Origin of the sequence: Fusobacterium sp. (assembly GCF_032477075.1) — a bacterium.
GTDB lineage: Bacteria > Fusobacteriota > Fusobacteriia > Fusobacteriales > Fusobacteriaceae > Fusobacterium_A.
The window spans coordinates 1-12,074 of the sequence record NZ_JAWDXO010000020.1 but is presented as its reverse complement, the minus strand read 5'-3'; the positions used below and the strand labels follow the sequence as shown (position 1 = coordinate 12,074).

Here is a 12,074-nt window from a genome sequence, read left to right as displayed (position 1 = left end):
TTACTTGAATGAAATTATTTTCATCACTGTAATTACCAAAATACAGCAGTGAAAATGTTGCAATTATTTATTTTTATAAGTTTTAAAAACTAATTAAATGAAAAACCTTTTCAATAAAAAATTCTGAAATTATATTTCTCTTATACACTATCCTCTTTTTTTATAGCTTTATTAAAAAATATGGTGAAAGAAGGCTGTCTAAAAGCGGTTCTATTCCTAAAAATTCTTTAAACTTCCCGTATTCTTCAAATTTTTTCTTTAAAGATTCTGTTGTTATCTTTTCTTTTATCCCTCTGATAAGAGTATTTTTAGGGGTATGCTCCATGTCTATAAATTCCATAACTTGAGTTCTGTATCCACATAATTCTAATGCCTGGGCTCTAAAGGCATCTGTAGCAATAGTTGCATATTTTTCTAAAAGTATTCCATGTTTTCCAATAGGAAGCTGAAATGTAAAAAAGTTATTTTTCTTATTGGCACTTATTTTATCATTAAATTCATGCTGACAGCATGGAACTGCAAGAATAGCTTTTGCATTCAATTCCAGACCTTTCAGCAGTGCATAGTCTGTAGCATTATTACAAGCATGAAGAGAAAATATTATATCCACATTTTGAAGTTTGTCAAAATCTTTAATATCTCCTGTTAAAAACTCCAAATTTTCACATTTTAGCTCTTTAGCTATATCATTACATTTCTTTATTACATCTTTTTTTAAATCCAATCCAATTATTTCAAAAGTAAAGTTTTTTATATTTTTTAAATAATAGTGAAGTGCAAAAGTAAGGTATGATTTTCCACATCCAAAATCTACAAATTTAACATGAGAACTAATAAGTTTTTTATTTTGAAGTTCTTTTATTGTATCATCTATAAATTCAAGATATTTATTTATCTGTCTGAACTTATCATAACTCTGTTTAAAAACTTCTCCCTTTTCTCCCATTACTCCCAGTTTTATAAGAAAGGATACTGGATTTCCCTCTTCAAGTATATAATTTTTCTTTTTATTATGTTCTAAAGTCTTTAAAGTTTTTGTATTATCAGATTTTTTCAGAATAAAATCATTTTTTCCTTTCAATATTTGATAATCACTCCCATTTACAGATATCAGTATCTGCTTAAAATTATCTAATATTTCAGAGAATTTTATTTTTGAAGAATCAATACATATATTTTCATGAAAAGCTTTATTATCCTTAAACTGTTCAAATTGTATAAATATCTCATTTTTCATTTTCAGTGGCTTTATATTTATTTTTGAATATGGGTAATCTTTATTTAAAGGATTTGAAATAATACCTTTAATAAAAATATTCTTATCTATAATGTCAGCGAACAAATTCTCTATATATTCCTTATTTACTTTCATTTCTATCACTCCTTTACCTTGATATTAAGCCTCAAAGGATCTCTATTAATCTTATCATATGACAGAAATAATGTCCACTTCTTTAAAACTACAGACTCAGTATTGTTCAAAGTATGAACAATATTCTGCTCATTTGTAGATTTAAAGAAAAACAAAAAGATGAGTAAATTAAATTTATATATTTTTAGAGAACTAGAAAATAAAAATATCTTTTATTACCAATTGACAAAGAGAGATAAATGTGATATTTTATATATAGGGTATGGGGGTATATACTATATACCTTGTAGGTTAATTAAATAATAGATAATATTATGGAGGATAGATATGAAAACAAGAGAGTATGCAGTTGATAATCTTGGCTGTGCTGGATGTGCTGCTAAGATACAACATGAAAGTTCAAAAATGTTTGGTATATTGAACAGTAATCTTGATCTTTACAAGAAAAAAATGATAATTGAAACTGAGGAGAATTTTGATGAGAAACAATTTTTGTCTAATATCAATAAAATTGCAGCTAAACTTGAACCTGGAACTAAAATATATAAAAAAGAAAATGATAAAATCAAAACAAGAGAATATGTTGTAGAAAACTTAGGTTGTGCTGGATGTGCTGCTAAAATACAGCATGAAAGTTCTAAACTGAAAGGTGTTATTAATAGTAATCTTGATCTTTATAAGAAAAATATAACTGTTGAAACTGATCCATCTTTTGATGAAGAAAGTTTCTTAGAGCAAGTAAATACAATAGCTGATAAATTAGAACCTGGAACTCTAATATACAAAGCTGAAACTGAAGCTGATAATGATGAAGCAAGAGCCAAAAGAGAAAAAGAATTAGCATTAGAAAAAGCTGAAGAGAAAAGAGAAAAATTACTTTTAATTATTGGAGCTGTTTTATTTATTATTTCTATTTTTCTCAAACCTTTTCCTATGATAAAATTAGGTGTTTCAATAGCAGCATACATTATTTTAGGTGGTGATGTAGTTCTCAAATCATTTAAGAATATTACAAAAGGTAACTTTCTTGATGAAAATTTCTTAATGACTATTGCTACATTTGGAGCATTTTATCTTGGCGAAACAACTGAAGCAGTTGGAGTAATGCTTTTCTACAAGGTTGGAGAATACTTCCAAGAATCAGCTGTAAAAAATTCAAGAAAATCTATTGAAAAGCTTTTAGACATAAGACCTGATTATGCAAATATAAGAGATAAAAATGGTGAAGTAATAAAAATTTCTCCAAAAAAATTAAAAATTGGAGATATTATAATTATAAAATCTGGAGAAAAAGTTCCAGTAGATGGAATTGTTGTAAAAGGTGAAAGTGATTTGAATACTGCTGCTCTTACTGGAGAATCTGTTCCTGCTGATGTGACTGTAAACAGTGAGGTTCTAAGCGGAAGTTTAAATGGTGCTGGAGTTCTTGAAGTAAAAGTCACAAAGCTTTTCAATGATTCTACTATCAATAAAATAATAGAAATGGTAGAAAATGCAGGTAATAAAAAAGCTGAATCAGAAAAGTTTATTACAAAATTTGCCAGATATTATACTCCAATAGTTGTGGCAATAGCTCTGATAGTTGGACTAGGATTTCCAGCATTATTTGGTAATTTCAATATGTGGTTTGGAAGAGCATTAATATTCCTTGTTATATCTTGTCCATGTGCATTGGTATTGTCTGTACCTCTTACTTTCTTCAGCAGTATAGGAAAAGCTTCTAAAAGTGGTATTCTTATTAAAGGTGGAAATTACCTTGAGGCCCTTACTGCAATAAGTACTGTTGTTTTTGACAAGACTGGTACTCTTACTAAAGGTAAATTTAAAATAGATAAACTTGAAGCCGTAAACGGAAATGAAGATAATCTTTTAAAAACAGCTAAAATAGGTGAATTCTATTCTAATCATCCAATAGGAAAGGCTATTATAAGTTATGGAAATATAGAAGTAAATGAAGAATATATAGAAGGTTACAAAGAACTTTCTGGATTTGGAGTACTTTCTTATTATGAAGGCAAAATGATACTTATAGGTAACTATAAACTTATGAAAGAATATAATATAGAAGTTGAAGAAAAACACTATGCTGGTACTGTTCTTTATGTAGCACAAGATAATGTATTTCTAGGATATATATATATTTCAGATGAAATAAAAGAAGATTCTCCTATGACTATAGAAGGATTAAAAAAATCTGGTATTCAAAGCTATATGCTTACTGGAGACAGTGACAGAATAGGTGCAGTAGTTGGAGAAAAACTTGGATTAAATCCTGAAAATATATATTCTCAACTATTACCACAAAATAAAGTAAGCAAACTTGAAGAAATCAAATCTAAAAATAATAAAGGTGTTGTTTTTGTAGGAGATGGTGTCAATGATGCTCCTGTATTATCTCTAGCTGATGTAGGAATAGCAATGGGTGGAGTAGGTAGTGATATAGCTATAGAAGCTGCTGATGTTGTTATAATGAAAGATGAACCTTTTAAAATACTTGAATTATTAAAAATAGCAAAGCAAAATAAAAAGGTTGTTATGCAGAATATAATTATGGCACTTGGAATAAAAGTTATAGTTATGATACTTGGAGTATTTGGTATAGCAAACATGTGGATGGCAATATTTTCAGATGTTGGAGTATCTCTACTAGCTGTTCTTAATGCTTCTCAAGGAATAAAAAGAAATTAAATTTAAAGTATGAAAAGGATCAGTTTATCTGATCTTTTTTCATTTGAAATACTAAAAATGATTTATTTTAAAAAATAAAATGGTATAATTTAAAATAAAAGATTAATTGGAGGAAAAAGAAATGATGAAAAAAAAATATAAAAGAATGTTATGAGAGAGAAAAAGAAAAATATTTTGATTATTTTATTCTTGGAATATCAGGAATTTATCTGCTTATTACAGCAGGGACTTACTGGCTCAGTTTTCTCCTTTACCACAATACTAATATTGTTGGTATTATTCTTGGATTTTTCTTTTTAGCTGCATATGTTGTATATTTTAAAATGGACAGATACTATAAATTTGCATATTTTTTAGTATTTCTTGTTTCAACTTGGGTGGCTTCTGCTGCTTTATCAACTGTTGTCTCTCTCATTTTAATTTTACCAGCACAATATTTAAAATATTATCAAGATTTTAATTTTAAATTGGAACATATGCTTATGATTATTCTTGTTATCAGAGGAGTTATTGGAATGTTTATAAATTCATTTCTATATCAGCTTTTCAAAAAACTTTCATATAAACATATTTACTTAAATCCTGAAAAATACGGTGAAGAAAACGAGGACGAAGATGAGGAAAATGAAAAGCATAATGAATATTTATGAAATAATATAACTTTTAAATTTTTACATTAAAAATTTATATATCAAAAATAAAAAGGATGCTTAAAAAATCATCCTTTTTATTACCTAGTTTTTATAAAAACTTATATCTGCCAAAGGAAGTTCAGATAAAGCTTCCTGCAAATTAAAAGCAAGGGGTTTCATTGTTATATAAGTAACTATTCCTGAAACCACACCTCCTATATAAGGAATAGTTTTTCCTACTCCTGCAAAAAAACTTTGCTGACTGATTCTCATCCCTAATATAGATGCAGCTTTTTTGATTATTGGATATACAGCACTTCTTGTCAAGGCTCTCTGTAATATTTTCTTCTCAATATTTAAAGCAGCACTTTGAGCAAGCTTGACCACAGCATTATCTGCCAAATCTACTCCAAACATCACACCCATAAAGAGAGTCATATGCTCAATAGTATCTTTGCTCAATTCCTCATTATTATCAAACATATCTTTCCAGCCATAAAGATAAGCTAACTTTTGAGTTATTCTAATTATATGTCCTAAATATTGAGTAATATCAATAGCAATAGTTCCTGCAACAGCTATTCCTCCAGGAATACCTATGATTGTTGAAATAAGGGTAGATTGTCTTATTTCATATGCTATTACCTTGTCTGCTATTTTATTTATTTCAGAAACTCCTATTCCTGCAATAGCTGGATTATTGTGAATAGCTTTTTTTACTACATCTTCAGAAAAATATTTAGATAGTTCTTTATTTAAAAAGTTCTGCCTATCTATTTTCACTCCATGAACTTTTATTATTTTTTCTAAAATAGCATCAAATTTATTCCTATTCATACTGACCCCACTTAATTAATATAATTAAAAAGCTGACCCAAGTCATTTGATCAGCCTTTATTTAAAATTATTTTTTGATTCTCTCTACATATTCATTTGTTCTAGTATCTATTTTAATCCACTCACCTTGTTCAACAAATAGAGGCACTTGAACTTCAAATCCAGTATTGATTCTAGCTGGCTTCATTACTTTTCCAGTAGTATCTCCTCTCAGACCTGGTTCAGTATATTCAACTTGTCTTTCAAGAAAAGTAGGTAATTCTACTGCAACTGGAGTAGATTCATAGTATATTACATCTAATTCCATTCCTTCTTCTAAATAATTAATAGCATCTCCTAAATCTTCTTCCTTAAGCTCCACTTGATCCCAAGTTTCTGGATTTGAAAATACATAGAAACTTCCATCATTGTAAGAATAAACTGTTTTAATTTTATCAAGTCTGATATCATCCATTTTTTCATCTGCTTTATAAACAGCATCTGAAATATTTCCATTTAATAGATTTTTCATCTTAAATTTTACCACTGCAGCATTTCTTCCTGATTTGTTATACTCTGATTTTAGAACTACAAATGGATCATTTCCAATTTTAATTGTACTTCCTGCTCTTAATTCTTGAGCTATTTTCATTTTTGACCTCCTAAAATTTCTCTATAAAATCTTTTATTTTATTTATAAGATTACAGTTTGAGATAAGAAAATCTCTAAATAGTGAATTGTATCTTTCTATCTCCTTCAGATTATTGAAGAAAAATAAATATTCCTCTTTTCCTTCTTCTAAAGAATTTTCTCTTCTAAAATTGTAATCTTTAAAAAGCTTTTTATATTCAGATAAATATTTTTCTGAAGCTGCTTCTTTTAACTGCCTGTGATATTTATCTAAGAACCCCTCTATTTTGTCCATATGGGCATAGTTTTCCTGACAGTAAATATGCCATAAATAAGGCTTTCCTGTGAGTACTGCCCTGATAAATGAGTCCTCACCTCTTACAAAATTAAAATCTGTCAGATTTATCAATTCTTCATAATCTTCCTGACTTAAAAATTTGTAGAACTGTACCTCTATTTTACCATATTTATAAATATTTCCAAGCTTTTCTATAAAATTTTTCTCAAAAAAGTTTTCAAACCCTTTCTGTGTCTTTTCTCCCATAGCTAAAATAACTATTTCTTTATCTAAAGACTTTAAATCTCTCAGCAGTGGCGCAAAGTTTTTCTCATATGAAAATAGTGTTCCTATAATTTTGTTATCTAAATTTTCTATTTCTGCAAGATATTTTCTTTTATAGTATTCTTTATTTTCAATTACTTTTTTTATTCTCTCAAGATAAAGTGAATCTGCTATTATTCCTCCACTTTTTTCAGTAAATCCAGGCATAAAAAATACCTTTTTTAATTTACCCTTTCCACTTGGTGATTCCTGTAAATGACAGCTTTCTATCCAATCTTCTGCTGAAAGATATTCTAGATTTATCAACAGTTCTGAATTCTCATAAGCTTCATTCATATACTCCTCAGGTATTGTACACCCAAAGGCTTCTATTATAACATTTGCAGTAAAAAAAGTACACATATTTTTCTCTACATATTCATATGTAACATATTGAATTCCGTCTATCTCTTGATTGGAAATATTTTTTACCTTTGAATTTATATTAATAAATTCATCAAGTCTGTTAAGTATAATTCTTATTTTTATATTTTCTCCAAATATCCTTCTAAATTCCTTTCCTAGCCTGTAAACTACTCCAATATCACCAAAATTATCTATTATCTCACAAAATATATCAAGACTTTTTAGCTCCATTTCTTTTTTCATACTCCTTTTTGGCTGCTTCTGCCCAATTAGGCTTTGCTATTACAGCTCTTCCCACTGCTACAAAATCTAAAAGTTCATTTTCTATAAGCCAGCTTGCCTCTATTTCTTTCTTTATTTTTCTTACCCCAATCACAGGTATATTTACATTCTTTTTTATTTCTGTCCCCATATATATTACCCAATCCAAAGGAAATTCTGCTGGAATTTCTATCTTTCTTTCTTGTTTAAATCTTGGATCTGGAACACCACTTGAAATATGAAGTATATCTACTCCAAGTTTTTCTAAATATTTTGCTATTTCTATCCCATCTTTTAATTCAGGTTCATTTCCTCCCATTCTATAACCTAAAATAAAATCATCATCAAAAATCTCTCTTGTTTCTTCTATAAGTTTTTTTGAAAAATACATTCTCTTTTCAAAAGTTCCACCATATTTATCTTCTCGTAAGTTCCATAATCTAGAATTTAACTGTGATATAAGATAAGTATGTGCCCCATGAATTTCTATTCCATCAAAGCTTGCTTCTCTCGCCCTCTTAAAAGCTTTTTTAAAGCTTTCCAATATTTCATCTAAAAGATACTCAGGTACATCTTTTATCCCCTCTTTAAAACCTGCATGATGAAGTTGTATAAGGACTGGAACATCATACTCATGACAAATATCTGCTATTCTTTTAAGTCCAGCTATAAATTTGTCATCCCATAGCCCCAGCTGATTATCTCTCAGCTTTCCATCTTCTGCCACAGCAGAGGCTTCTACTATTACCAGCCCAATTCCTCCAGCACAAACATCTTTATACCATTCTACTACTCTGTCTGTGACAAAACCATCTTTTCCTACCATTGAAAATCTTACTAATGGTGGAAGAACTATTCTATTTCTTATTTTTATATTTTTTATATTTATACTATCAAATAATTTTGGCATTTTTACCTCTCTGAAATTTTGCTTTGATGTAATATTATATCATATTTTTAATAACTTCTTTCAAACTTTTTCATTTTCAGAGATAAGATTTAAAAAAATAAGCTGAGTAAATATTTTAATATAACTTAAACTTCTATTGCTAAATTGTCAATAATTATGGTATAATATAATGATTTTTTGAATATGTATAAAAGTAAAATTTATAGGAGGATATATATTAAATGATAGCTACTAGTAATCTTGGAATGAGATTTTCTGGAAGAAAACTATTTGAAGATGTCAATCTTAAATTTACTCCTGGAAACTGTTATGGTCTTATAGGAGCAAATGGTGCTGGAAAATCTACATTTGTTAAAATACTTTCTGGAGATCTTGATCCTACAGAAGGGGAAATAATTTTTGATAAAAAAAATAAAAGAATGGCAGTGTTAAAGCAGGATCACTTTGCCCATGAAGAAGATGAAGTACTTAATGTAGTTCTTATGGGACATAAAAAACTTTGGGATATTATTGTAGAAAAAAATGCTATATATGCAAAAAGTGAATTTACTGATGAAGATGGTTTAAGAGCTGCTGAATTAGAAGGAGAATTTGCTGAGTTAAATGGTTGGGAAGCTGAAACTGAAGCTGAGACTCTTTTGATGGGATTAGGTATAGGAATCAACTCTCATCACAAACTTATGAAAGAACTTACTGAACCTGAAAAAGTTAAAATACTTTTGGCACAGGCTTTGTTTGGACAGCCAGATGTACTTCTTTTAGATGAACCTACTAATGGACTTGACATCAAAGCTATCTCTTGGTTGGAGAATTTCCTTATGGATCTTGATAATACTACTGTTATAGTTGTATCTCATGACAGACACTTTTTAAATAAAGTATGTACTCACATTACTGACATAGATTATGGAAAAGTTAAAATGTATGTAGGAAATTATGATTTCTGGTATGAATCAAATGAACTTATGGTAAAACTTCTTTCTTCTAAAAATAAGAAAATTGAACAAAAAAGACAAGAATTACAGGAATTCATTGCTAGATTCAGTGCCAATGCTTCTAAATCTAGACAGGCTACTTCAAGAAAGAAACTTCTTGATAAACTTCAATTAGAAGATATGCAGGTATCAAATAGAAAGTATCCATTTATTGAATTCAAACAAGAAAGAGAAGCTGGAAACAATCTTCTTAAAGTTGAAAATCTCACTAAAACTATTGATGGAATTAAAATACTTGATAACCTTACATTCACTATCAATACAGGGGACAAAGTTGTTTTTCTTGCTAAAAATGATATTGTCAAAACAACTTTACTATCTATATTGGCTGGAGAAATGGAAGCTGACTCTGGTACATATACTTGGGGAGTTACTACAACTCAAGCTTATATGCCTAAAGACAATACTAAATTCTTTGAAAATAAAAATCTTAACCTTATAGACTGGTTAAGACCTTATTCACCTGATCAACATGATGTTTTTGTAAGAGGTTTCTTAGGAAGAATGCTTTTTACAGGTGAAGAGGCAATGAAAAGCTGTACAGTTCTTTCAGGGGGAGAAAAAGTAAGATGTATGCTTTCTAGAATGATGCTCACAAATGCTAATGTACTTATGTTTGATAATCCAAATGACCATTTAGACCTAGAATCTATTACATCATTAAATAAGGCTCTTATCAACTTTAAAGGAACTATCCTGTTTGGAGCTCATGATCATGAATTTATTCAAACAGTTGCTAATAGAATCATTGAGATAACTCCTAATGGAATTCTTGATAAGATGATGAGCTATGATGAATATCTTGAAGATGAAAATGTGCAGCAAAGATTAGAAGAATTATATGCTGAATAAATCTATAATTATCCTGTCTTTATGAAAATATTGACAGGATTTTATATTATAAAAACATTTTAAATGAGCAAAAATTAGTAGAAATCTATAAAATGATTTCTAAAAGAAAAAGAGGCTATAGAAATTAGTAAATTAAATTGCTAACTTCCAACAGCCTCATTTAAAATCATCTTTTTTAATATTTATAAAAAATACTATCCCCAATAAATTCTTTAAGTATTGAGTCATCTGGAATATATTTAGAATCTATATCAACAAAACAATACAAAAATTTCATAAGTCTTTTTGCCTCTTCATAATAAGGACTGTCTACTTTTATCTTTATCAATTCTCTTATAGCATATCTCTTTAACACTCCTAATTCATATACTAGATTAGAATTAAACATTACATCTGCATCTTCTTGAAATGGAAAAATATATTTCTCTTCTCCTTTTCTTACAGAATTCCACATAGCAATAGTTTCTTCAACAAAGGTATTTCTAGCCATACTGTCTCTTACTAAACGTCTTATTTTTCTAACATCACTTGTTGCTATTCTGTTATGTCTATCTATATTCAGCTGTGTTAAACAACTTATATATATTTTAAATTTATTTTTCTTAGGTATTGATGCAGTCAATTTTTCATTAAGCCCATGTATTCCCTCTATAATTATAAGTCCATGTTCAGGAACTTTCATCAATTTTCCTGTTTTTTCTCTCTCTCCACTTACAAAATTATATTCTGGTATTTCCACCTCTTTCCCAGCCACAAGTTCTCTCAGATTTTCATTCAGTAATTCCAAATCAAGAGCTTCAATAGTTTCATAGTCTTTATTTCCATCTTCATCAAGAGGAACATTTTTTCTTCCAATATAATAATCATCTAAAGATATTATTATAGGAGTTATTTCATTAGCTCTCAAATGAAGATATAATCTTTTACTGAAAGTTGTTTTTCCAGAAGATGAAGGCCCAGCAATAGTTACCAGTTTTATATCTTTATTTTCTGTTATCTGATCTGCTATTTTGCTAATATTTTTATGGTGAAGAGCTTCATTTATTCTAATCAATTCTGGAATTTCTCCTTTTAATATCTTTTCATTTAATGTTCCAATTGTTGATATATCTAAGATATTATTCCATTGTCCAGTTTCCTGAAACACTTTTGCCATTTTAGGATTATCTATATATGGTGGAAGTTCATCAGGAGCTTTTGTTGGATATTTTATTAAAAAACCACCATTATATAGAGAAATTTCATATAATTTTACATTTCCAGTTGAAGGATATGGTTCTTCATAAACAAAATCAAAATATCCATTTATTTCATATTCCATCATTCCTGTCCATCCAGAATTCTCAAGCAGTACTCTTATATCTTTTCTTAATATATCATTGCTTCTGCTTTTTAAAACATCATTATCTTGACATACTAATAATATTGGATAATCTTTTTTTATTATTTCCTGCATTTTTTTATCTATTTTTTTAATACCTTCTTCAGTTATTTTTTCACCCTTTGTTACAGTTCCATATGTTCCATTATTTAAAGAATGTTCTATTTCTACTTCGATATCTGGAAAAATTTCATAGACTGCTTTTAGAAAAACAAGTTTTAATGTTACTGCATACTTTTTAGGATCAAATTTTACCATAAAAACACCTCATTTTTTTATATTTTAACTTTTTTAATAATATTATTAAAAACTCATTTATATTATAACAGATATTTTAAAAATTTTTCTGTTTTTTAAATAAAAAAAGAGAATGATTTATATAAAAATATAGTTTTGGAATTTTTTTAGCATATATATTCAAACATTCCTAGACTCTAATTCAATATTTTAACCATTCTCAGTTATTTTTATTTTATCTAAACATTATATTACAAATCCATACTGCTGTTAATAATCCTGCCAGATCTGCTAAAAGTCCTGCTGCTACTGCATGTCTTGTCTTTCTTATA

Annotated in this window: 9 protein-coding genes; 3 read left to right on the top strand and 6 right to left on the bottom strand. The window is 28.3% G+C overall.

Going from position 1 to position 12,074, the window contains the following annotated elements:
- Positions 1-160: 160 nt before the first annotated feature.
- Positions 161-1,372, bottom strand: coding sequence for an SAM-dependent methyltransferase (locus E6771_RS09360; protein ID WP_316091040.1), 1,212 nt, complete (start codon positions 1,370-1,372; stop codon positions 161-163).
- A gap of 327 nt (positions 1,373-1,699) precedes the next feature.
- Between E6771_RS09360 and E6771_RS09355 the strand changes: the two genes are divergently transcribed.
- Positions 1,700-4,060, top strand: a complete 2,361-nt coding sequence (locus tag E6771_RS09355; protein WP_316091039.1) for a heavy metal translocating P-type ATPase — start codon at positions 1,700-1,702, stop codon at positions 4,058-4,060.
- A gap of 323 nt (positions 4,061-4,383) precedes the next feature.
- Positions 4,384-4,710 carry a hypothetical protein gene (locus E6771_RS09350; protein ID WP_316091038.1) on the top strand — a complete coding sequence of 109 codons (327 nt, stop codon included), beginning with the start codon at positions 4,384-4,386 and terminating at the stop codon, positions 4,708-4,710.
- An 84-nt stretch (positions 4,711-4,794) separates the two neighbouring features.
- Here E6771_RS09350 and E6771_RS09345 read toward each other — a convergent pair whose 3' ends face one another.
- From E6771_RS09345 to E6771_RS09330, 4 genes are all read right to left on the bottom strand, one after another.
- The gene (locus tag E6771_RS09345; protein ID WP_316091037.1) at positions 4,795-5,529 is read right to left on the bottom strand and encodes a hypothetical protein; all 735 of its coding nucleotides are present in this window, start codon (positions 5,527-5,529) and stop codon (positions 4,795-4,797) included.
- 67 nt (positions 5,530-5,596) lie between these two features.
- Positions 5,597-6,160: an elongation factor P gene (gene efp / locus E6771_RS09340; RefSeq protein WP_316091036.1), complete on the bottom strand. Its 564-nt coding sequence runs from the start codon at positions 6,158-6,160 to the stop codon at positions 5,597-5,599.
- A 10-nt stretch (positions 6,161-6,170) separates the two neighbouring features.
- Positions 6,171-7,337: an elongation factor P maturation arginine rhamnosyltransferase EarP gene (gene earP / locus E6771_RS09335; protein WP_316091098.1), complete on the bottom strand. Its 1,167-nt coding sequence runs from the start codon at positions 7,335-7,337 to the stop codon at positions 6,171-6,173.
- A complete protein-coding gene (locus E6771_RS09330; RefSeq protein ID WP_316091035.1) occupies positions 7,318-8,277 on the bottom strand; it encodes an NADH:flavin oxidoreductase in 960 nt (319 codons plus the stop codon). Before E6771_RS09330 ends, earP begins: the two co-directional genes overlap by 20 nt.
- Positions 8,278-8,498: 221 nt before the next feature.
- On the opposite strand from E6771_RS09330, the gene E6771_RS09325 reads away from it, so the two are divergent.
- Positions 8,499-10,124 (top strand): ABC-F family ATP-binding cassette domain-containing protein, encoded by a 1,626-nt coding sequence (locus E6771_RS09325; RefSeq protein WP_316091034.1) that lies wholly within the window; start codon positions 8,499-8,501, stop codon positions 10,122-10,124.
- 175 nt (positions 10,125-10,299) lie between these two features.
- Here E6771_RS09325 and E6771_RS09320 read toward each other — a convergent pair whose 3' ends face one another.
- Positions 10,300-11,763: a nucleoside kinase gene (locus E6771_RS09320; protein WP_316091033.1), complete on the bottom strand. Its 1,464-nt coding sequence runs from the start codon at positions 11,761-11,763 to the stop codon at positions 10,300-10,302.
- Between the last annotated feature and the right edge of the window lie 311 nt (positions 11,764-12,074).

What these genes read in the sequence shown, in the direction of transcription:
- E6771_RS09360 (WP_316091040.1), bottom strand. Translation starts at nt 1,372, where the DNA reads ATGAAAGTAAATAAGGAATATATAGAGAATTTGTTCGCTGACATTATA.
- E6771_RS09355 (WP_316091039.1), top strand. Translation starts at nt 1,700, where the DNA reads ATGAAAACAAGAGAGTATGCAGTTGATAATCTTGGCTGTGCTGGATGT.
- E6771_RS09350 (WP_316091038.1), top strand. Translation starts at nt 4,384, where the DNA reads ATGGACAGATACTATAAATTTGCATATTTTTTAGTATTTCTTGTTTCA.
- E6771_RS09345 (WP_316091037.1), bottom strand. Translation starts at nt 5,529, where the DNA reads ATGAATAGGAATAAATTTGATGCTATTTTAGAAAAAATAATAAAAGTT.
- efp (WP_316091036.1), bottom strand. Translation starts at nt 6,160, where the DNA reads ATGAAAATAGCTCAAGAATTAAGAGCAGGAAGTACAATTAAAATTGGA.
- earP (WP_316091098.1), bottom strand. Translation starts at nt 7,337, where the DNA reads ATGGAGCTAAAAAGTCTTGATATATTTTGTGAGATAATAGATAATTTT.
- E6771_RS09330 (WP_316091035.1), bottom strand. Translation starts at nt 8,277, where the DNA reads ATGCCAAAATTATTTGATAGTATAAATATAAAAAATATAAAAATAAGA.
- E6771_RS09325 (WP_316091034.1), top strand. Translation starts at nt 8,499, where the DNA reads ATGATAGCTACTAGTAATCTTGGAATGAGATTTTCTGGAAGAAAACTA.
- E6771_RS09320 (WP_316091033.1), bottom strand. Translation starts at nt 11,763, where the DNA reads ATGGTAAAATTTGATCCTAAAAAGTATGCAGTAACATTAAAACTTGTT.